Origin of the sequence: Novosphingobium acidiphilum DSM 19966 (genome assembly GCF_000429005.1) — a bacterium.
GTDB classification, from domain to species: domain Bacteria; phylum Pseudomonadota; class Alphaproteobacteria; order Sphingomonadales; family Sphingomonadaceae; genus Novosphingobium; species Novosphingobium acidiphilum.
Window position 1 is genome coordinate 125,450 of record NZ_AUBA01000001.1, and the last position, 21,309, is coordinate 146,758.

A 21,309-nucleotide genomic window follows, 5' to 3' on the forward strand; every position below is an offset into this window, starting at 1 on the left:
GCGGAAGGTGAACTTTGCGCTTTTCCTGATGAAAGGCATTGCCATGACCAGCCCGAACCGCGTCGAAGTGCCCGGCCACCCGCATACGGACGATGCGCCCGATGTCCTGATCATTCCGGGGCTGCACAACAGTGGGGCCGGGCATTGGCAGACGATATGGGAACAGCAGCTGCCGCGTGCGCGCCGGGTCGATCTCGGGCTGTGGGATGATCCGCATCGCAACACCTGGGTGGGCAAGCTGGCGCTGGCAATCGGTCGCGCCGAACGGCCGGTGGTATTGGTGGCGCATTCGCTGGGTTGCCATGTCGTAACCTGGTGGGCCGAATACGAGGCGGCGTTCAACGCCACGGTGCGCGCAGCCGAACTGTCGAACGTGGTCGGTGCGTTGCTGGTTGCACCGCCCGATGTGGACGAAAATCCGGTGGACCGCCGGTTTACCCGGTTTGCCCCGCTGCCGACCACGATCCTGCCGTTTCCTGCAATCGTGGTATCCAGCCGCGATGATCCTTATGCCACGCCCGGACAGGTGCGACGGATCGCACGGGCCTGGGGCGCGCAATGTGTCGATGCCGGCGCGATCGGGCATGTCAATGCACGATCGGGCATCGGCGAATGGTCATTCGGGCTCGATCTTCTGCGTCAGCTGGCCCCTGCGGCCGTGCCGGCGCGGTCCGACCCGGTGCCGATCACTCCGCCGGTGTCGGTGTTTCCGTGGGCATCACCAGGCTGACCCGCGTTGCGCCACGGTCAACGATAAATCCCGCGCCGTCGGGCGCTGTCCAGACAAAGGCTTCGCGATTGTGCCAGTCCGGCGCGGTCATCGCCTGGCCTGATAGTGTCAGCCACTGGCCGTCCTCGGGAAACTGCACGCGCGCGGGATGGTGGCGGGCGCGCCACGCGGACAACCGCGCGACATGGTCTTCCAACGCAACATCGCGCGTTGCCCAGTCGATCCAGGTCAAGGCGTTGTCCTGCGCATAGGCGTTGTTGTTGCCGGCCTGGCTGCGGCCGAATTCATCGCCCGCGGTCAGCATGATCGTGCCGACAGACGCAAACAGCGTGGCCAGCATCGCGCGGGCCAAGCAATCGCGCCGCGCGCCGATCGCCGGGTCATCGCTTGGCCCTTCTGCGCCGTTGTTCCAGCTGAAATTCTCGCCATGGCCATCGCGATTGTCTTCGCCATTGGCGTGGTTGTGGCGCGCGTCATAGGCCAGCGTGTCGGCCAGCGTGAACCCGTCATGCGCCGCCAGGAAATTGACCGAACGGCAGGGGCCCTGGCCGAACACGTCTGCCGATCCGGCAATACGCGTCGCCAGCAGGCCGATCCCGGCATCGCCGCGCCAGAACCGTCGCACATCGTCGCGCCAGCGATCGTTCCATTCCAGCCACGCTTCAGGAAACCGCCCCAGTTGGTAGCCGCCCGGCCCGATATCCCACGGTTCGGCAATCAGGATGCGGTCGCACAGCAGCGGATCGGCGGCGATTTCGGCAAAAATCGGCGCGTCGGCGTCAAACCCGGGGCCGCGCGCCAGGATCGTCGCCAGATCGAAACGAAACCCGTCGACCCCGGCATGCCGCACGAAATGGCGCAACGCATCCAGCACCAGCGAACGCAGCGCGGGGTTGGCAAAGTCGAGCGTGTTGCCGCACCCGGTGTCGTTGATCAGCGTGCCGTCGCCGGCATGGGCATAGGCGGCATTGTCCAGCCCGCGCAACGCCAGAACCCCGCCGTGCGCATCACTTTCGCCGGTGTGGTTGAACACCAGATCGAGGATCACCCCGATCCCGGCGGCGCGCAACGCCGCCACCGTAGCCGCCAGTTCGGCCACCCCGCCAGGGCACAGCCGCGGATCGAGCGCCATCGGTACCACCGGGTTGTACCCCCAGGCGTTGCTCAGGCCCAATGGCGGCAGGTGGCGTTCATCGATCCACGCGACGATCGGCATCAGTTCGACCGCACCCACACCCAGCTTGTGTAGGTGCGCGATCACGGCCGGATGCGCCAGCGCCGCCACCGTGCCGCGCTGCGGTTCGGGCACGTCGGGATGGCGCAGGGTCAGCCCGCGCACATTGACCTCGTAGATCAGCCCGCCGGGGATGAACACGGGTGGGGCAGGGGGCACGACGGGCAGGGCACCGGGCACCACCGCACGCGGCACCAGATGCGCGGTATCCACGCCGAATTGTGCCAGCGCCGGGGCCTGCCCGAACGGGCGGTCGAGTTCGATCGCGTGCGGATCGACCAGCAGCTTGGCGGGATCGAACCACTGCCCGCCAGCCGGGTCCCACGCTCCGTCTGCGCGAAAGCCATAGCGCGCGCCTGCAAAGTCGCCCGGTAGCACGACAGTCCAGTCATCGCCATCGCGTGTCATCGCCACGCGGCTTTCGCCCGTGTCGTCAAACAGGCACAGCCACACGGCGGTGGCGCGGGGGCTGCGTACCAGGAACCGGGTCGATCCCGGTCCCGCGCATGCCGTCATGTGATCACGCTGGGCTGCGTGCGGCCGGTGTGCCGGACAATGCCTGCCAGGCCTTCGGCTGCGGCGACCAGATCGGCCAGCATGTCTGCGGTTTCGCGGTCAAGATCGCCCGACGCGGGTTCATAGCGTTCGAGATAGACCCGCAACGTCGCCCCTTCGGTACCGGTGCCCGACAGGCGGAACACGATACGCGATCCCCCTTCGAACAGCACGCGCAACCCCTGGTTGGCGCTGGTCGACTGATCGACCGGATCGTCGTAGGAAAAACTGTCGGCCGCAGCCACCGTCAAGGGGCCGAATGCCTTGCCCGGCAATGCGGGCAGGCTGGCGGTCAGTTCGGCGATCAGCGCATCGGCGCCAGCGTTCGCAAGCGCCTCGTAATCATGCCGCGCGTAATAGTTGCGGCCATAGGTTGCCCAATGTTCGCGGGCCAGCGCATCGACGCTGATCCGCCGCACCGCGAGGATATTGAGCCACAACAGCACCGCCCACAGCCCGTCCTTTTCGCGGACATGGTCCGATCCGGTGCCGGCGCTTTCTTCACCGCAGAGTGTCGCCATCCCGGCATCGAGCAGATTGCCGAAGAATTTCCAGCCGGTCGGGGTCTCGTACGCGGGAATGCCCAGCCGTTCGGCCACGCGGTCGGCGGCGGCGCTTGTCGGCATCGACCGGGCGATGCCTTTCAGGCCCGCGGCATAGCCCGGCGCAAGGTGCGCATTGGCCGCCAGCATCGCCAGACTGTCCGACGGGGTGATGAACCGTCCGCGCCCGACGATCAGGTTGCGATCGCCATCGCCATCGCTGGCCGCGCCGATCACCGGCGCATCGGGCGCAAACATCGTATCGAACAGCACTTTGGCATGGACCATGTTGGGATCGGGGTGATGCCCGCCGAAATCTTCGAGCGGCACGCCGTTTTTCACGGTGCCGGGGCGAAACCCCAAACGGCGTTCCAGAATTTCATGCGCATAAGGCCCGGTCACTGCGTGCATGGCGTCAAACGACATCGTCAGGCCTTCGGCCACCACGGTGCGGATTGCGGCAAAATCGAACAGCGTTTCCATCAGGTCGGCATAGTCGGCCACCGGGTCGATCACGCTGACGGTCAGGCCGCCCACTGTGGTTTCGCCCAGGCTGTCGAGATCGACATCGCCGGCGTCGACCGTCAGCCAGCGATCGATCGAGGTGGTGCGCGCGTAAATCGCCTCGGTCACGCCTTCGGGCGCGGGTCCGCCGTTGGCGATGTTGTACTTGATCCCGAAATCCTCGTCGGGGCCACCGGGGTTGTGGCTGGCCGAAAGCACCAGGCCGCCGCTTGCGCGATATTTGCGGATAACGTGGCTGGCGGCCGGGGTCGACAGGATACCACCCCGGCCGACAAGCACGCGCGCATAGCCATTGGCGGCTGCCATCCGGATTGCCGTCTGGATCACCGTGCGGTTGTGGTAGCGCCCGTCGCCGCCGATCACCAGCGTGGCGCCTGTGCCGCGTTCCACCACGTCGAACACCGACTGGATGAAATTTTCGGCGTAACCGGGCTGCGCGAACACTTTGACCTTTTTGCGCAGGCCCGAGGTGCCGGGCTTTTGCCCGGCGAACGGCGTGGTGGGAACGGTGATGATCATCGGACCTCCAGAAGCGACGCATAGAGGTCGGCATAGGCCTTGCCGCTGCGACCCCAGGAAAAATCGGCTTTCATCCCCGCGCGCTGGATGGCCTGCCACACCGGCGGCTGGCGATGCAGCGCCACGGTGCGATCGATCGCTTCGGACAGGGCATCAGGCGTAACGGCATTGAACTGGACGCCCGTGGCAACGCCGGCATTGCGCGCGGCCAGATTGGCATCAATCACCGTGTCGGCCAGCCCCCCGGTGCGCGCCACCACCGGCACGCAGCCATAGGCCAGGCCATACAACTGCGTTAGCCCGCACGGTTCGAAGCGGCTGGGCACCAGGATTGCATCGCCACCGCCCTGCATGCGGTGGGACAGCGCCTCGTCATAGCCGATGCGCACACCGATTTTGCCTGGATGGCGCACCGCGGCGGCGGCAAATCCGGCCTCCAGCGCCTTGTCGCCGGACCCCAGCACGGCCAGCCGCGCGCCGCTGGCCACCAGATGGTCGATCACGTCAAGCAGGACGTCCATGCCCTTTTGCCAGGTCAGTCGGCTGATCACCACAAACAGCGGGCCGTGTCCGGGTTCCAGACCGAATTCCGCCCCGAGCGCGGCGCGGTTCAGCGCGCGGCGGCCCAGCGTGCGCGCGCTGAACATGGCCGGCAGGTGAGGATCGGTTGCCGGATCCCAGTCGTGGGTGTCGATGCCGTTGACGATGCCATGCACCTGGCCCTGGCGCGCACGGATCAGCCCATCCAGCCCCATGCCGAATTCGGGGGTGCGGATTTCGCGCGCATAGGTCGGGCTGACCGTGGTGATCGCCCCGGCTGCTTCGAGGCCGGCCTTCAGAAAACCGACACCGCCGTGATATTCGACGCCGTCGATCGACCATGCCGCATCGGGCAGGCCCAGCGTGGCAAACAGCGCGCGCGGGAAATGGCCCTGAAATGCCATGTTGTGAATGGTCATGACCGAAGGCGGGGCCTTGCCGACAGGGGCATAGCGCAGGAATGCGCCGGTCAGCCCGGCCTGCCAGTCATGCGCATGGGCAATGTCGAAGGCATGCCCGCGCACGGCGCCGCTGGCGATATCGGCGGCGGCACGGGCAAAGGCGGCAAAACGCAGACCATTGTCGGCCCAGTCGCGCCCGGTGGCATCGCCATAAGGGCCGCCGTCGCGCAGGAACAGGGTGGGAGCGTCGACCACCAGCAGCGGATGCCCGCCGATGGTTCCCGAGATCAGCCGCGCGGGTTCGCCCAACAGCTGTGGCCAGGTATGCACCGCCCTGGATTTGGTCAGCCCGGCCATGACCGCGCGGTACCCGGGCAGCAGCGTGGTCATGGCCACATCGTGTTGCGCCACGGCTTGCGGCAAGGCGCCCACGACATCGGCCAGGCCCCCGGTCTTGATCAGCGGCACGGCTTCGGACGCGATCGACAACACTGTGATCGTCATGCTGTCAGGCCCCTTGCACTTGCAACACTTTGCATCAACTTTCGGCGGCAAGCTTTTGAATCATCGCCTTTGTAATCAGGCATACGCCGTTTTCGGTGCGGCGGAACCGTTTGGCATCCAGTTCCGGGTCCTGCCCGACGATCAGGCCTTCGGGGATGCGCACGCCTGAATCAAGGATCACCCGTTTCAGCTGCGCGCCGCGCCCGATGTTGCAATAGGGCAGGATCACGCCTTCTTCGACCGATGACCACGATCCCATCTTGACCCCGGTGAACAACAGGCTGCGCCGGGCGATCGCGCCCGACACGATGCAGTCCTGGCTGATCAACGAGGATATGGCCATGCCGCGCCGTCCTTCCAGGTCGTGGACGAACTTGGCCGGGGCGGCAACGACCTGGTCGGTCCAGATCGGCCAGTCACGGTCATACATGTTGAGCTTGGGCACGGTGTCGGTCAGATCGAGATTGGCTTCGAAATAGGCGTCCAGCGTGCCCACATCGCGCCAGTATTCCTCGATCTCGTCGGCCGCGCGGATGCAGCTGTCGGTGAATTTGTGCGCCACCGCTTTGCCGTGCATTACGATATACGGGATGATGTCGTTGCCGAAATCGCGGCTCGATCCCGGGGTGATCGCATCGCGGCGCAGCTGTTCGAACAGGAACCGGGTTTCGAACACATAGATGCCCATCGATGCCAGGCTGTGTTCGGGATCGCCCGGGATGGTCGGCGGATCGGCGGGCTTCTCGACAAAGGCGGTGATCCGGCTTTCGGTATCGACCGCCATCACGCCAAAACCGGTTGCCTCGGCCTGCTTTACCACCAGGCAGCCGATCGTCACATCCGCACCCGAATTGACGTGCTGTTGCAGCATCAGTTCGTAATCCATCTTGTAGATGTGATCGCCTGCCAGGATGACCATGTATTTGGGCGCATGGCTTTCGATGATGTCGATGTTCTGGAACACCGCGTCGGCGGTGCCTTCATACCACATCTGTTCCGACACGCGCTGCGATGCGGGCAGGATGTCAAAGCTTTCGTTGCGTTCGGGGCGCATGAAATTCCACGCCCGGTTCATGTGGCGGATCAGCGAATGCGCCTTGTACTGGGTGGCGACGCCGATGCGACGGATGCCCGAATTCAACGCGTTGGACAGGGCAAAATCGATGATCCGGCTGACACCACCGAAATAAACGGCAGGCTTGGCGCGGTTGTCGGTCAATTCTTTCAGCCGGCTGCCGCGGCCACCGGCCAGCACATAGGCCATGGCATCACGCGCCAGCGGTTGTCCTTGCGTCCTGTCCCTCATTGCCTCGCCTCCCTCTCTCTCATGCCTTTCCGGCATATTCGAACATCAGTGTCGCCAGCGGCGGCAGCACCACCAGTGCCGCGCCGTCGTGCGCCGTGATCGCGCCCATGTTGCCCTGGCCAGATCCGCCGTAGTGCGCCGCATCGCTGTTCAGCACTTCGTGCCATACGCCGTCGTGCGGCAGCGGCAGGCGGTAATGGCCGTGGACCACTGGGGTAAAATTGCTGATCACCGCCACCGGGTTGGCGCCCGGCGCCTTGCGCAGCCAGGCAAACACGCTGGCCGCGGCATCGTCGACCACCAGCCATGCAAACCCTTCGCCCTCGCAATCGCGCGCATGCAGCGCAGGCAGCCGGCGATAGGCATGGTTCAGATCGCGCACCCAGGCCTGCATGCCCGCGTGCGGGGCGTGGGCCAGCAGGCCCCAATCGAGCTCGCGCGCTTCGCTCCATTCGCGCGATTGCGCAAATTCCTGCCCCATGAACAGCAGCTTTTTGCCCGGATAGCCCCACATCAGGCCATAATAGGCGCGCAGATTGGCAAATTTCTGCCATTCGTCGCCGCTCATCTTGTTCAGCAGCGATCCCTTGCCGTGGACCACTTCGTCATGGCTCAGCGGCAGGACAAAGTTTTCGGCAAACGCATAGACCAGGCCAAACGTGATCTCGTCGTGGTGATAGCGCCGGTGCACCGCATCGCGCGCCATGTATTGCAGCGTGTCGTGCATGAAGCCCATGTTCCATTTGAACCCGAAGCCCAGCCCGTTTTCATGCGCCGGCCGGCACACACCCGGCCATGACGTGCTTTCTTCGGCAATCGTCATCACGCCGTCCTGCCGGCCATAGACCGCGCGGTTCATGCCTTGCAGGAAATGCACCGCTTCCCAGTTTTCGCGGCCGCCGTCGGCGTTGGGAATCCATTCGCCGGCTTTGCGCGAATAGTCGCGATACAGCATCGAGGCGACCGCATCGACGCGCAAGCCATCGACATGGTAGACCTCGGCCCAGAACAGCGCGTTGTTGATCAGGAACGATTCCACCTCGCGCCGCCCGAAATTGTAGATCGCGGTGTTCCAGTCGGGGTGGAAACCCTGGCGCGGGTCGGCATGTTCATACAGGCTGGTGCCATCGAACCGGGCCAGGCCATGGGCATCGGTGGGGAAATGCGCAGGCACCCAGTCGATCAGCACGCCGATCCCGGCGCGATGCGCCCCGTCGACAAACCGCGCAAAGCCATCGGGCCCGCCAAACCGCGCGGTAGGGGCATAGAGCCCGGTCGTCTGATAGCCCCAGCTCGGGTCATAAGGATGTTCGCTGACCGGCATGAATTCGATATGGGTAAAACCCAGATCGACGACATAGGCGATCAATTGGTCAGCCAGTTCATCCCAGGTCGGAAATTCGCGGTCTGGCGGGCGGCGCCACGAGCCCGGATGCACTTCGTAGATCGAAATCGGCTGGCGCCGTGCATCGACTTGCGCCCAATGCGCGCGGTGACCGGCATCGCCCCATTCGGGCTTGCCCGGCTGTGCCACGATCGAGGCGGTGGCGGGGCGCAGTTCCGAAGCAAAGGCAAACGGATCGGCTTTCAGCGGCTGAACCGTGCCATCAGGTCCGGTAATCCGGTATTTGTAGGCGCGGCCCAGACCGATGTCGGGAAGAAAGATTTCCCAGATGCCGGTGTCTGCCCTGCGGCGCATCGGGTGGCGTCGACCATCCCAATCGTTGAAATCGCCAACCACTGAAACGCGCTGGGCATTGGGTGCCCAGACCGCAAAGTGAACGCCCGTTGCCCCTTCATGATCAATGACATGCGCGCCCATCTTGTCAAACAGACGGAAGTGGGTGCCTTCGCCGATCAGGAAATCGTCGGTCGGCCCCAGCACCGGTCCGAACGAATAGGGATCGGTGATCCACCATTCGTGCCCGTCATGGGTGCAGCGATACCGCAAAGGTTGGCGCTGTGCTGCGATCGCGCCTTCGAACAGGCCGCGCGGGTCGATCTGGTGCAACGTGCCCAGTGCCGTCCCGGCCAGGCTGAACGCCTCTGCCGTGGTGGCGCCCGGCAGGATCGCGCGGGCAAAACCGCCGCCCGGCCCCTGGTGAAGGCCCAACACCGAAAACGGATCGGCGTGGCTCCCTTCGAACAGGGCTGCGATGGCGGACGGTGGCGGTTGCATGGCGTTGGTTTCCTCTCCCTTCCGGTACCCTAGACCCCCCAGATGTCTTTGGCATATTCGCGGATGGTGCGATCGGATGAAAACCATCCGACATTGGCAATGTTGCGGATCGCGCTGACCCGCCACGCGGTCTGATCGGTCCAGCGGGTGTCGATGGCGCGCTGGGCGGCATGATAAGCGTCGAAATCGGCCGCCACCATGAACCAGTCGCTGTCGTACAATCCGCCCATCAGCCCGGCATAACGGCCCGGATCGTCGGGGCTGAACACCCCGCTGGCGATCGCTTCGATCGCCTGGCGCAATTCGCGCGACCCCTCGATCACTTCGCGCGGGTTATAGCCATTGGCGCGCTTTTGCGCGACTTCGTCGGCGGTCAGGCCAAAGATCGCGATATTGTCATCGCCGACATGGTCCTTGATCTCGATATTGGCGCCATCGAGCGTGCCGATCGTCAGCGCGCCGTTCAGCGCGAATTTCATGTTGCCGGTGCCCGAAGCCTCCATCCCCGCGGTCGAGATCTGTTCCGACAGATCGGCCGCAGGGATCAGGCGTTCGGCCAGCGACACATTGTAATTGGGTACGAACACGACTTTCAGCAGCCCGCCGACCGACGGGTCGGAATTGATGCGGCGCGCGATGTCGTTGGCCAGTTTGATGATCAGCTTGGCATTGTGATAGCTTGGCGCAGCCTTGCCGCCAAAAATCTTGACCCTGGGTACCCAGTCGCGTTCGGGATGGCTGCGGATCTGGTCATACAGTGCGACCGTCTCGATCAGGTTGAGCAATTGCCGCTTGTATTCGTGGATGCGCTTGATGTGCACATCGAACAGCGCGTCGGGATCGACCCGCACCCCGGTCAATTGCTTGATCTGGGTGGCCAGCGCGACTTTGTTTGCGCGTTTGACTTCGGCGATGCGTTCGCCAAGTGCGGCGTCGGTGGCAAACGCGTTGAGATCGGTCAGCTTCAGCGCGTCGTCAAGGAATGCATCGCCGATTGCATCGCGGATCACGCTGACCAGGCCCGGATTGCATTTCAAAAGCCAGCGGCGCGGGGTTACGCCATTGGTCTTGTTGTTGATGCGCGTCGGGTACAGCGCGTGCAGATCGGCAAACACCGTGCTTTTCATCAGTTCGGTGTGCAGTGCAGCCACGCCATTGACGCTGTGCGCGCCGACAAAGGCCAGGTTGGCCATGCGCACGCGGCGTTCGCCATGTTCGTCAATCAGGCTGATGGCGGCGATCTGGTCATCGCCCAATCCGGCGCGGCGCGCTTCGCGCAAGACCCGGCTGTTGATGGCATAGATGATCTGCATGTGCCGCGGCAGCAGCCGTTCGAACAGCGGCAGCGGCCAGGATTCGAGCGCTTCGGGCAGGAGGGTGTGATTGGTATAGCCAATCGTCTTGCGCGTCAGATCCCAGGCTTCGTTGAATTCCAGGCCGTGCACATCTACCAGCAGACGCATCAGTTCGGCCACCGCCACCGAAGGGTGCGTGTCGTTGAGCTGGATCGCGGCCTTGTCGGGCAGGCTGCGCACATCGCCATGAAACTGGACATGGCGGCGCACGATGTCCTGGATCGAGGCCGAGGTGAAGAAAAACTCCTGGCGCAGGCGCAATTCCTGGCCTGCGGGGGTGTTGTCGGCGGGGTACAGCACGCGCACCAGCGATTCGGCACGCGTTTCCTCGACCAGCGCGCCGACATGATCGCCTGCGTTGAACGCATCGAGCCGGATCGGATCGAGCGCGCGCGCGGTCCACAGCCGCAGCGTGTTGACGCAGGCCCCGCGCCAGCCGACCACCGGGGTGTCATAGGCGCTGGCTTCCACCTGTTCGGCGGGCTGCCATTCAACTGCTTCGCCGCGATCGACCACTTCGCCGCCAAAACCCACGCGATAGGCGCTTTCACGCCGGGGAAATTCCCACGGGTTGCCGTGGCTCAGCCAGGTTTCGGGCAATTCGACCTGCCAGCCATCGTCGATGCGCTGGCGGAACATGCCGTTCTTGTAGCGAATGCCATAGCCGTAGGCAGGGATGCCGAGGCTGGCCAGGCTTTCCATGAAACACGCGGCCAGCCGTCCAAGTCCGCCGTTGCCCAAGGCGGCATCAGGTTCCAGATCTTCGATCGCGGCCAGGTCGAAGCCGTGTTCGCGCAAGGCCTTTTCCATTTCCCGGGTCAGGCCCAGATTGGTCAGCGCGTCGCGCAACAGGCGCCCGATCAGGAATTCCAGGCTGAGGTAATAGACCCGCTTGGCCCCGGTGTCGTACGTTTCGCGCGTGGATTCCATCCACACGTCGATGATCGCATCGCGCAGCGTATAGACCGTGGCGGTATACCAATCGTGCGGCTTGGCCGCGCGTTCGTCCTTGCCCACCCGGTGGCGCAGCACATCGACAATATGCACATCGATTTCAGCAGCTTTCGAGCCGGGGCTCATCGGGATATCAAGGCTCATCGAACGACTGCTCCTGGGTGCAAACTGGGCCGGCCGGTGGTGCACATGGCGGCCACTGGCGCGACGGGTGTTCATGGCATCTATGCGGCAATCCGTGTCATCGTTCATGGCGTCCGGGCGACAACGGCCGCGGACGCGTGCGCGCCGCTTGCCCTTTGCCCGCAGCGACAGGTATCACCGTGACAATCGGTTGCAACAATGCATTCGTATCGCACATTCGTATGACCGTCAGCGCAGCGCCACCCGCACCCCCGCCCACACCGTGCGCGGCGGCCCGATGTCGACCGTTCCACCCGAATTGCGTGTAACCACCGTGACATTGGTCAGATTTTCGCCGCGCAGCACCGCACTGAACGGTCCGGCGATCGGCGCTGTGGCAAACGCGCCAAGCGTCGTGGCGGCGGGCAGGGCGGCGGTTGCCAGGCTGTCCTCGAACGCCACGCCGACATGCCGAACGGTTACGCCCAGCGTGGTTCCCGACCGCGGTGTCCAGGTCAGATTGGCGCTGGCCGACAGGCGCGGCGTCTGCGGCGGACGCAGTCCGTCATAGGCCTGGCCGGGGGCTTCCATCCGGGCGATTGTCCAGGCCAGCGATCCGCTGAACGCCAGGGTATGCCAATGCGCATCTGCCGCAGCTTCGGTGCCATTGGCATGGATCGCGGGCACGTTTTGCCGGATCTGGGTGGTCGGGGTCAGCGTGATGTTGGCAATCGCGTTGTCGACTTTGTTGTCAAACGCGGTCAACGACAGTTTGAACGCCCTGGCCGGATGCCAGTCAAATCCGGCCTCGATCCCGCGCAGCGTTTCGTTGGTCAGCGCGGGGTTGGCCTGCGTGGTCACCGGAAACACGGTGAACGCGCGATAGAGTTCGTTGAGCGTGGGCTGGCGCATGCCGCTATAGGCCGATGCGCGCAGGTCTATGGTCGCTGCGGCCCGCACCAGCGCGCCCGCGCGGAACGACCCGGTCCAGCCCGCACGTGTCGGATAGGCAGTGTCGGTCAGTGTGGCGCCGGACAGCGCCGTCGTGGCGATTTCGCCGCCGCGGATCACCCAGCGGTCGGCGCGGGCCCCGGCGGTCAATTGGACCGGGCCAAGCGTTGCGGCGTGTTCGCCATAAAGCCCGATGTCGTCGTTGGTGCCGCCTTCGCGGCGATGGCTGGCAAGCGCGCCGCGGGTATAGAGATCCTCGTCCTCATACCCGGTCACCTCGCGGGCATCGACGCCCAGCCGCAGCGCCTGGCCATGGCCCACGGGCGGGCGCACCTCGATCTTGCCCCCCACGCCGCTCGATGGCGTGTCGCGCTGGTTGTCGACCGGCAGATAGGTGCTGGAACTGAGCGTCAGGCTGTTGAAATTGCGCAACTGGCCATAGACCAGCGCGTCAAATTGCCACGCCCCGCGCCCGATCAGGCGCAGCGAGGCATCTTCGCCGCTGATCCCGGTATTGGCCCCTGCAAAGCGCAAGGTCTGCGCATCGCCAAAGGCGGCAATGCGCCCCTGCAGTTCCACATCGGGCGCCAGTTGTGCAACCGCGCGCGTGGCCAGCGACCAGCTTTCGTAGCGCGCCCTGGCGCTGGCGCTGACGCGTTGGCCGAGGGGTGTGGTCCAGAACCCGGGGCCGCGATCCCACTGGCCCGACACCACCGCAAAGCCGTTGCCCAGGCGCGGCGCGATTCCGGCAGTCACGCTGGTGTCGCCGCGATCGTCAACCATGGCTGTGCCGTCGGCCAAGCCGCGCTCGTCGGGCCCGGCGCTGGTCATGTCGATCGTTCCGGCCACCGCGCCTGCGCCGAATGCGCCGCTGCCGCCGCCGTGGATCACGCGGATCGTGCCGATATCGCCCGGATTGAGCGCAGTCAGCGGTATCGAACCAAAAAACGGATCGGCCTGCGGCACGCCGTCTGTCAGCACCAGCGTGCGGCTGGCGGCATTGCCGCCCAGCGCACGCAAGGTAAACCCGTCTGCCGACGGGTTGGCCGACCGGCTGTCCGAGCGGCGAAACAGCTGCAACCCCGCCACATCGCCCAGCGCATCCTCGATCCGCCCCGATGGCACCTGATCGATCCGCGCCCGATCGATCGTCGACACATCATAGGCCGACGCGGTGGGCAGATCGCGCAGGGGTTGGCCGGTCACCACGATCGGTGCAGCATCGGCGGGCTGATCCGGAGCCGCTGCGGGCAGGGCAGCGGCGGCAAAAAGCAGAAAGGCGGGCATGGTTCAGGGCATTTCCATAGACGAAAGCGCGGTCACGCACGCCCTAGCCCTTGGCAGGTGGCAAGTCACCCTGCGTCAATGGTGCACAAAGACCGCAAAAGCGACGCCCCGTATCTGCGCGATCCGGCGCAAGTCCGCCGTTTTAACCGTTAATCATGCGATCCGGCATGGGTCAAAATGCGTATAGCTCATATTGCAATGCGTCATAATCTTGTCGGGCAACTGACCGAGATGAGGGACCATGCGCATTCAAAAACTGATCCATGTAGAGCCTATGGTTGTCGCCAAAATGCGCTCGATCATCCACTGCCAAAAGCCTGAAGTCATCCAAAGTCATTTTGGCATCGGGCTCAACACCTGGGTAAAGCTGCGCGAAGGCAAGGCGATCCGTCATTCGGTTGCCCAGCGCCTGTTGCAGCGCCTGCAGCGCGACGCGGTGATCTGACCTGCCGGGTCGGAATATCGGGCGACGTGTCACGCAAGATGACGATCGACAGGGCAATCGACGCAGAGCGGCGGGCGGCGGGGCCGTGTCATGTTGCGGGCGCACACGCTGATCGCCCCGGTGCCGATAAGGGTTGAAGCGCGACAGTTTGCAGTGCAAACAAACACTGCAATCGCGCGGGTGGTGCAGATCCGGCCCGTGGTTGCGCGGGGTCAGACAGAAAACCATGCATCAGTCCAGTACCGGGTGTGCGGCCGGACATGGCCACGCACCACTACGGAATAGCTGCAGGCCCGGTTTGCCAGGGGCATCCCGGCGATGAACCGCGACCGATCCGCGACCGAACCCGCACATCGCACAGGCACAGGTCTGGGGCTGGCATTGGTGGGTGCCGGGCTGATCGGTTCGGCACTGGCGCTGGTCCGCCGCGGCCGCATGGCCTTGCCCCCCGCTGCGCCGCCCTTGCCACAACCTTCGGCGGGTTATGACCTGCTGCAACGCGAACGCGATGCGGCAGAGGCGGCAAATGTGGCCAAGAGCCGTTATCTTGCCAATGTCAGCCACGAAATCCGGTCGCCGTTGAATGCGATCTACGGCTATGCGCAATTGCTTGAACGCGGCGCCAATATCGACACGGTCGAAGCGGCCCGCGTGATCCGGCGCAGCGCCGAACATCTGACCGACCTGGTCGAAGGCCTGCTTGACATCTCGCTTGTCGAAAACGGCGTGACGCGGGTGTCGACCGATACCGTGCGGCTGCCCGCGTTCATCGACCAGGTCGATCGCATGTTTCGCCCGGCGGCGGCGGCCAAAGGGCTGGCCTTTCGCACCGAAATTGCCGGCCATCTGCCCGATTATGTCCGTACCGATCAGAAACGCCTGCGCCAGGCGCTGATCAACCTGATCGCCAATGCCATCAAGTATACGCAATCGGGCGAAGTGGTGCTGGCGGTGCGCTATGCGTCGCAAATCGCGGTGTTCGAAGTGCGCGACACAGGGCCGGGAATCCCGCCCGAGGCGCACGAACGGATCTTTGCCCCGTTTGACCGCGGTGTTGAAGGCGAACGCGGCGGGGGCATCGGGCTGGGTCTGCCGATTACCCGCGCGATCATCCAGATCCTGGGGGGCGAACTGGAACTGGAAAGCACGCCGGGCAAAGGATCGTGCTTTCGCGTGCGCGTCATGCTGGGGCAGGTGGTCGGGCACCGCGATGGGCCGGGCGAGGCACCGGGGGCACCGCGCCGGATTGCCACCGGCTATGTCGGGCCGCAGCGTTCGGTGCTGGCGGCCGACGACGATCCGCGCCAGCTGGCATTTGTGCGGCAGGTGCTGGGTGATCTGGGGTTTGACGTGGTGGCCGCGCCCGATGGTGAAACCGCGCTGGCAATGGCGCGCGCGCGCCAGTTCGACCTGGCGCTGCTCGATATTGCCATGCCCGGCTGGACCGGCTGGGAAACCGCAGCGGCGCTGCGCAAACTGGGCGGAAATGCCATGCGCATTGTCATGCTGTCGGCCAATGCGCACGAACGCCACGGCCCCGCCGGCGCCACCGACAACGCCGCGCACGACCGGTTTCTGGTCAAGCCGGTCGATATCGACACGCTGGCCGACACGATCGGCGATCTGCTCGATCTGACCTGGACGTTTGCGACCGACCCGCCGCCGGCAGAGCCTGTCGCGGCCGACACGCCCGCGACCCAGCCCGCAGACTTGCCCGAAACGGCGCGGGTTCACATCGATCGCCTGCGCGAACGGGTGCAGATTGGCCATGTGCGCGGGATCGAGGCGGAAATTCGCGCGCTCGAATCGTCGGTCGGGGCCGATCATGCGCTTGTGGCCAGGCTTTATGGCTGCCTCGATCGTTTCGATCTTTCAGGGCTCGCCCGAATACTGGAAAAGGCCTGACCATGAACGATGTCCCTTTTCACCGCGATTCGGTGCTGGTGGTCGATGATCAGCCGGAATCGCTGCGCATGCTGACCGATACGCTGGAAAGCAGCGGCATTTCAGTGCTGGTGGCGACATCGGGGCAGGGCGCGCTGGATCTGATGGGGCATATCGTGCCCGATCTGGTGCTGATGGATGCGGTCATGCCCGGTATGGACGGGTTTGAGGCGACCGCACGGATCAAGGCCAATCCGGCCACGCGGCATGTGCCGGTGATCTTCATGACCGGCCTGACCGAAAGCGAACACGTGATCGAGGGGTTCGAGGTCGGCGGGGTCGATTATGTGCGCAAACCGGTCAACGTGCACGAATTGCTGGCGCGGGTGCGGGTGCATCTGGGCCATGCGCGTGCGGTGCAGGTCAGCACGATCGGACTGGATGCAACCGGCCGGATGATGCTGGCCACCGATCTGGCCGGGCGTTTCCTGTGGTGTTCACCGCTGGCCGAAAGCGTGATCGCGCGTCTTCAGCCGGGCTGGAACAGCCAAAGCGGTCAGTTGCCCGACCCGGTGCGCCAAACCATCGAACGCCTGTTGCAACGGCGTGATACGCCCGGCACCACCTTGCGCATCGACTGGCGCGAAGATGCCGGCGACTATGCGCTCGAACTCGTGCTGATTGCGCAGTACCGCGAAAACGAAGTGCTGATCCGGCTCAACCAGTTCGATCCCGAAGGCGATGCGGCCAAGTTGCAGACGCGTCTGGGACTGACCGAACGCGAGGCCGAGGTTTTGCTGTGGATCAGCTATGGCAAATCGAATGCCGATATCAGCGAAGTGCTGGCGATCTCGCCGCGCACCGTGCAGAAACATCTGGAGCGGATCTACGAAAAGCTGGGCGTGGAAACCCGCGCAGCGGCTGCGGCCATCGCGATCCGTTCGGCAGAGACCTGAATCCTCCCCGTTGCCGGGGAGGATGCGGCCGATCACTTCTTCTTGGCAGCGATCGCTTCGATTTCGATCAGATAATAGGGTCCGGCAAGTGCTGCCACCTGAAACGCCGAACGTGCGACCGTGGTCGGATTGTCGGTGGTGTTGAAGAACTGCTTGAAACCTTCGTTGGCGCCGGCGAAATCCATCTTGCCGGTCTTGGGGTCGGCCGCGACAAACAGCGTCAGCTTGACCAGGTCGGCCATCGTGTAGCCCTTGCTTTCCAGGATCGCCTTGATCTTGGTCAGCGTGCTGATCGTCTGCGTCTTGGTATCGCCCAGGTCGTCAAACGAGGTGGCCATGGTCTTTTTGGGATCAATCGGCGAGGCAAGCTGGCCCGACAGATAGAACAGATCGGTGCCGGCCTTGACCTCGGCACCTTGAAGAATCAACCCGAAGCCGGGGTTCGGGTACTTGACCACTTGCGCCATTGCGGGTGCGGCGCACAGCAGCGCGCCGGTCACGGCTGTCGTGGCCAGGGTGCGGATCAGGGACTTTGCAGACATGGTTCATCCTTCTCTTTGCTGTTGCGCCGTTCGGGCACTGTAAGGCGAAAACGCCCAAACGCCATTGCCCCGGCTGCGCAATCGCGCATGCGGCATGCGCGTTTGCCGTCGCCGCGGGGCAAAGCACAAGCCACGCCGATTGCTGTTACGCTGAACAGCGTATGGGCAAGCATGCGAACCATGCAGCAGGGGTGTCCTCAGGTAATCTTGACAGGCAGGGTCATGCGGCTTTCACTGCATACGACGGGTCCTGATTGTCTTGACCCGAACCTTCGAACAGGAACGGTCAAAGCGGTGATGAAACTGAAAGGCGGCTTCGTGGCATTGGCGGCCACGGCTCTGGTTGCGGCGGCCACGCTGTCCGATCCGGGCTATGCGCAGGATCACGGTGCGGCCGGCGGCAGTGACACGGCCATTTCCGACAGCGGCAAGGACGTGTTCGAACAGATCTGCGCCGCCTGCCACATGCCCGATGCCAAGGGCGGGGGCGAGGCGGGCGCGCGTGTGCCTGCGCTGGCGGGCAACAAAAACCTGAAGAACAAGGATTACCCGATCATCCTGCTGCTGAAAGGGCGGGGCGGCATGCCGTGGTTTACCGATATCCTGACCAAGCAGCAGATCGCTGCAGTGATCACGTACGTCCGCGGCCATTTCAACGATTACAAGGACCCGGTGACAGTGGCGGACATCGATCGCATCGGTTCGACCAATCCCCCGGTGCCCGATTGCAATTGCGGCCACTGATCCATTCCGTGCCAAGAAGGACCCCCCATGACCGATCCCGTGATGTCTGATTTTCTGGTGCCGCCAACCCGCCGCCAATTGTTGACGATGATCGGCAAAGTGGGTGGAGCCTCGGCGCTGTATCAGGCGATGACGGTGTTTGGTCATGCCGCCGAAAGCCAGTTCACCGGGCCGCCCAAGCTGTCGGGGGCCAAGCCCGGCGCAAGCGTGCTGGTGCTGGGCGCGGGTCTGGCCGGCATGCTGGCGGCCTATGAATTGACCAAGGCCGGATACAAAGTGCAGATCCTGGAGTTTCAGGGCCGCACCGGCGGGCGCAACTATACCGTGCGCGGCGGCGACACGATCACCGAGCTGGGTTCGACCCAGACCGTCGACTATGCGCCGGGCAATTATCTCAATCCCGGACCGTGGCGCATTCCGTATCACCACCGCACGGTGCTGCATTACTGCAAGGAACTGGGGGTCGAGCTTGAACACTTTGCCCAGCTCAACCACAACGCCTTTGTGCACAACAGCCACGCCTATGGCGGCAAGCCGCAGCGTTATCGCGACCTTTATGTCGATTACAAAGGCCATGTCGCCGAATTGCTGGGCAAATCGCTCAACGCCGGCGCGCTCGACACCACGGTAACCGCCGAGGACAAGGCCAAATTGCTTGAGGCGATGAAGGAATGGGGCGTGCTCGACAAGAGCATGGCCTATACCAAGAGCATGAAGGTCGGTGACCAGCGCGGCTGGGAACGGCCGCCCGGCGGCGGCGTCAACGGCGCACCGATCCCGGGCGAAGTCGGCACGCTGTCCGACACGCTGTCGACCAAAGTGTGGCAGCAGATCGGTTTCTACACCGAGCATGTGATGCAGACGACGATGTTCCAGCCCAAGGGCGGGATGGATCATATCGGCAAGGCGTTTACCGCAAAAGTCGGCAATCTGGTGCGCCCCAACACCCGCGTGACCAAAGTGGCGCAGGATGGATCGGGGGTCACCGCCTCGTGGACCGACACCAGGACCGGAACCCTTGGCGAAACGCGGGCCGACTGGCTGGTCTGCACGATCCCGGCGACCATTCTGGGTCAGCTCGATTTCCAGGTGTCGGACGCCAAAAAGGCGGCGATCCGCGCGTTGCCCTATGGCAATTCGGTCAAGATCGGGCTGGAGATGAAACGCCGTTTCTGGGAAACCGATTATGCGATCTATGGCGGCCATTCGTTCACCGATCAGGATATCGGGCTGATTTCCTATCCCACCGGCAACTGGTTCGGTGATGGCCCTGCGGTGATCCTGGGCGCGTATCCGTTTGGCATCGGGGCCTATCGCCTGGCGGGCATGACGCCCGAAAGGCGCATTGCCGCAGCACTCGATCAGGGATCGGTGTTCCACCCGGGCGAATACAAAAGCGAATTCCGTTCGGGTGCTACGGTCGCGTGGAACCGCATGCCGTGGATCCTGGGCTGCTGCGCCACCTGGACCGAGGAAAGCCGCGCCGCGCATTACCAGGATCTGGTGTCGATGGAGGGGCGCATCGTTCTGGCGGGCGAACATTGCTCGTATTACGGCTGCTGGCAGGAAGGCGCGCTGCTGTCGTCGCTCGATGCGATCAGCCGTCTGCACCAGCGCGCGTCGGCTGCCTGATTGTTCCGCCTCGGGGGGCTTGGCACCCCCCTTGGCCATGGCCTAGGTTCGCCCGCACACAAACTGCGGAGCGAAACTGGTGACCATGACGATGCGTGCGCTTGCGGTGCAGGCACTCAGCGATGATCTGTCCGGGCTGGCGCTGGTCGAGATGCCGGTGCCACAGCCTGATGCCGATCAGGCGCTGGTGCGGATCGAAGCTGCGGCGCTTGGCTTTCCTGACCTGTTGATGACCCAGGGTCTCTACCAGGCCAGGCCGGCCGTGCCGTTCGTGCCGGGCATGGAGAGCGCGGGCGTGATCGAAGCGCTGGGCGAGGGCGCGCGCGCGGCCGGCTGGCAGGTGGGTGACCGGGTGATCTGCGGCAGCACGACCGGGGGCGTGGCGCAGTACGGCTGCTTTGCCGCTGACAGCTTGCAGCCATTGCCTGACGGCCTGTCCTTTGCGCAAGCGGCGTCGTTGCGCGTCGCCTATCTGACCGCATGGGTGGGCTTGCACCGCATCGGGCGCGCGCAACCCGGCGAATGGCTGGTCGTGCACGGCGCGGCCGGCGGGGTCGGGCTGGCGGCGGTCGATCTGGCGCGCGAGCTTGGCCTGCATACGATTGCCGTGGCGTCAAGCCACGCCAAGCTTGACGCGATAAGGGCGCTTTATCCGGTCGATCATGGCCTGGTCGGACCGACGGGCGTGCGTTCCGCAGTGCTTGACCTGACCGGGGGGCGCGGCGCCGATCTGGTCTATGATCCGGTGGGTGGCGATGTGTTTGACGAGGCCTGCCGCTATACCGCGTTTGGCGGGCGCCTGCTGGTGGTGGGCTTTGCCGGTGGTCGCATCGCCACGGTCGGGTCCAACATTCCGCTGATCAAGGGGTTTTCGATCCACGGCGTGCGCGCCGGCGAATATGGGCGCCGCTTTCCCGATCGCGGCCGCGAAAACCTTGCGGCGATCCACACCATGGCGGCACAGGGGCGTATCCGGCCACAGGTTCACGCGGCGGTGCCGCTGGATCACTGGCGCGAAGCCTTTGCCGGGATGCAGAACCGCCAGGTGATTGGCCGCACCGTCATCCTGCCGCATGCGCGCGCACCGCAGACAAAAAAAGAGCCACTCGAAAGTGGCTCTGAATAGTTTGGGAGAGGATGCCTGAAAGGCGATTTTGATATGCGTGCACGGGCCGTTTTACGCAAGTGCGAAACAGGCAATTGCAATTGCGAAAAACGCAATTGTTCAATTTGGCGTGACGGAACTGACACAAATGTCAGGTTTGGTTTCAGGTAAAATGCATATATAACAATCAACTCATAGCTATGCATAAACCGCGCGGTCCGGCTGATACATGCGCGCTGCGCAATCCCCCATTTGGGCAATCCATTGCCGGTGGCGGCTTGACCGCGCCGCACCAG

At 64.2% G+C, this 21,309-nt stretch carries 15 protein-coding genes; 7 read left to right on the forward strand and 8 right to left on the reverse strand.

The window, feature by feature from the left end; genetic code table 11:
- Positions 1-7 precede the first annotated feature (7 nt).
- A complete protein-coding gene (locus G404_RS17605) occupies positions 8-730 on the forward strand; it encodes an RBBP9/YdeN family alpha/beta hydrolase (protein WP_245584325.1) in 723 nt (240 codons plus the stop codon).
- Here G404_RS17605 and glgX read toward each other — a convergent pair.
- From glgX to G404_RS0100720, 7 genes are all read right to left on the reverse strand, one after another.
- Positions 687-2,480, reverse strand: a complete 1,794-nt coding sequence (gene glgX / locus G404_RS0100690; protein WP_028639371.1) for a glycogen debranching protein GlgX — start codon at positions 2,478-2,480, stop codon at positions 687-689. The genes G404_RS17605 and glgX overlap by 44 nt on opposite strands.
- The gene (locus G404_RS0100695; RefSeq protein ID WP_028639372.1) at positions 2,477-4,105 is read right to left on the reverse strand and encodes an alpha-D-glucose phosphate-specific phosphoglucomutase; all 1,629 of its coding nucleotides are present in this window, start codon (positions 4,103-4,105) and stop codon (positions 2,477-2,479) included. Before G404_RS0100695 ends, glgX begins: the two co-directional genes overlap by 4 nt.
- Positions 4,102-5,550: a glycogen synthase GlgA gene (glgA, locus tag G404_RS0100700; protein ID WP_028639373.1), complete on the reverse strand. Its 1,449-nt coding sequence runs from the start codon at positions 5,548-5,550 to the stop codon at positions 4,102-4,104. Before glgA ends, G404_RS0100695 begins: the two co-directional genes overlap by 4 nt.
- A gap of 34 nt (positions 5,551-5,584) precedes the next feature.
- Positions 5,585-6,856: a glucose-1-phosphate adenylyltransferase gene (gene glgC, locus G404_RS0100705; protein ID WP_028639374.1), complete on the reverse strand. Its 1,272-nt coding sequence runs from the start codon at positions 6,854-6,856 to the stop codon at positions 5,585-5,587.
- A 19-nt stretch (positions 6,857-6,875) separates the two neighbouring features.
- A complete protein-coding gene (glgB, locus tag G404_RS0100710; RefSeq protein ID WP_028639375.1) occupies positions 6,876-9,035 on the reverse strand; it encodes a 1,4-alpha-glucan branching protein GlgB in 2,160 nt (719 codons plus the stop codon).
- A gap of 29 nt (positions 9,036-9,064) precedes the next feature.
- Positions 9,065-11,488 carry a glycogen/starch/alpha-glucan phosphorylase gene (locus tag G404_RS0100715; RefSeq protein ID WP_028639376.1) on the reverse strand — a complete coding sequence of 808 codons (2,424 nt, stop codon included), beginning with the start codon at positions 11,486-11,488 and terminating at the stop codon, positions 9,065-9,067.
- A 228-nt stretch (positions 11,489-11,716) separates the two neighbouring features.
- Complete coding sequence (locus G404_RS0100720; protein ID WP_028639377.1) at positions 11,717-13,705, reverse strand: TonB-dependent receptor; 1,989 nt, start codon at positions 13,703-13,705, stop codon at positions 11,717-11,719.
- Positions 13,706-13,946: 241 nt separating this feature from the next.
- Here G404_RS0100720 and G404_RS0100725 point away from each other — a divergent pair, with 241 nt between their 5' ends.
- From G404_RS0100725 to G404_RS0100735, 3 genes are all read left to right on the forward strand, one after another.
- Positions 13,947-14,150, forward strand: coding sequence for a hypothetical protein (locus G404_RS0100725; protein ID WP_028639378.1), 204 nt, complete (start codon positions 13,947-13,949; stop codon positions 14,148-14,150).
- A gap of 318 nt (positions 14,151-14,468) precedes the next feature.
- The gene (locus G404_RS17610; protein WP_084600911.1) at positions 14,469-16,055 is read left to right on the forward strand and encodes an ATP-binding response regulator; all 1,587 of its coding nucleotides are present in this window, start codon (positions 14,469-14,471) and stop codon (positions 16,053-16,055) included.
- 2 nt (positions 16,056-16,057) lie between these two features.
- On the forward strand, positions 16,058-16,990 hold the full coding sequence (locus G404_RS0100735) for a response regulator transcription factor (protein ID WP_028639379.1): 933 nt from the start codon (positions 16,058-16,060) through the stop codon (positions 16,988-16,990).
- A 32-nt stretch (positions 16,991-17,022) separates the two neighbouring features.
- On the opposite strand, the gene G404_RS0100740 is transcribed toward G404_RS0100735, so the two are convergent.
- Positions 17,023-17,532 carry a Rid family hydrolase gene (locus G404_RS0100740; protein WP_028639380.1) on the reverse strand — a complete coding sequence of 170 codons (510 nt, stop codon included), beginning with the start codon at positions 17,530-17,532 and terminating at the stop codon, positions 17,023-17,025.
- Positions 17,533-17,829: 297 nt separating this feature from the next.
- On the opposite strand from G404_RS0100740, the gene G404_RS0100745 reads away from it, so the two are divergent.
- From G404_RS0100745 to G404_RS17615, 3 genes are all read left to right on the forward strand, one after another.
- Positions 17,830-18,276 (forward strand): c-type cytochrome, encoded by a 447-nt coding sequence (locus G404_RS0100745; protein ID WP_036519835.1) that lies wholly within the window; start codon positions 17,830-17,832, stop codon positions 18,274-18,276.
- A gap of 27 nt (positions 18,277-18,303) precedes the next feature.
- Positions 18,304-19,908 carry a flavin monoamine oxidase family protein gene (locus G404_RS0100750; protein ID WP_245584326.1) on the forward strand — a complete coding sequence of 535 codons (1,605 nt, stop codon included), beginning with the start codon at positions 18,304-18,306 and terminating at the stop codon, positions 19,906-19,908.
- 85 nt (positions 19,909-19,993) lie between these two features.
- On the forward strand, positions 19,994-21,034 hold the full coding sequence (locus tag G404_RS17615) for an NADPH:quinone oxidoreductase family protein (protein ID WP_245584337.1): 1,041 nt from the start codon (positions 19,994-19,996) through the stop codon (positions 21,032-21,034).
- Positions 21,035-21,309 lie beyond the last annotated feature (275 nt).

Coding starts and splice junctions, on each gene's coding strand:
- glgX (WP_028639371.1), bottom strand. CDS start 2,480: ATGACGGCATGCGCGGGACCGGGATCGACCCGGTTCCTGGTACGCAGC.
- G404_RS0100695 (WP_028639372.1), bottom strand. CDS start 4,105: ATGATCATCACCGTTCCCACCACGCCGTTCGCCGGGCAAAAGCCCGGC.
- glgA (WP_028639373.1), bottom strand. CDS start 5,550: ATGACGATCACAGTGTTGTCGATCGCGTCCGAAGCCGTGCCGCTGATC.
- glgC (WP_028639374.1), bottom strand. CDS start 6,856: ATGAGGGACAGGACGCAAGGACAACCGCTGGCGCGTGATGCCATGGCC.
- glgB (WP_028639375.1), bottom strand. CDS start 9,035: ATGCAACCGCCACCGTCCGCCATCGCAGCCCTGTTCGAAGGGAGCCAC.
- G404_RS0100715 (WP_028639376.1), bottom strand. CDS start 11,488: ATGAGCCTTGATATCCCGATGAGCCCCGGCTCGAAAGCTGCTGAAATC.
- G404_RS0100720 (WP_028639377.1), bottom strand. CDS start 13,705: ATGCCCGCCTTTCTGCTTTTTGCCGCCGCTGCCCTGCCCGCAGCGGCT.
- G404_RS0100725 (WP_028639378.1), top strand. CDS start 13,947: ATGCGCATTCAAAAACTGATCCATGTAGAGCCTATGGTTGTCGCCAAA.
- G404_RS17610 (WP_084600911.1), top strand. CDS start 14,469: ATGAACCGCGACCGATCCGCGACCGAACCCGCACATCGCACAGGCACA.
- G404_RS0100735 (WP_028639379.1), top strand. CDS start 16,058: ATGAACGATGTCCCTTTTCACCGCGATTCGGTGCTGGTGGTCGATGAT.
- G404_RS0100740 (WP_028639380.1), bottom strand. CDS start 17,532: ATGTCTGCAAAGTCCCTGATCCGCACCCTGGCCACGACAGCCGTGACC.
- G404_RS0100745 (WP_036519835.1), top strand. CDS start 17,830: ATGAAACTGAAAGGCGGCTTCGTGGCATTGGCGGCCACGGCTCTGGTT.
- G404_RS0100750 (WP_245584326.1), top strand. CDS start 18,304: ATGACCGATCCCGTGATGTCTGATTTTCTGGTGCCGCCAACCCGCCGC.
- G404_RS17615 (WP_245584337.1), top strand. CDS start 19,994: ATGACGATGCGTGCGCTTGCGGTGCAGGCACTCAGCGATGATCTGTCC.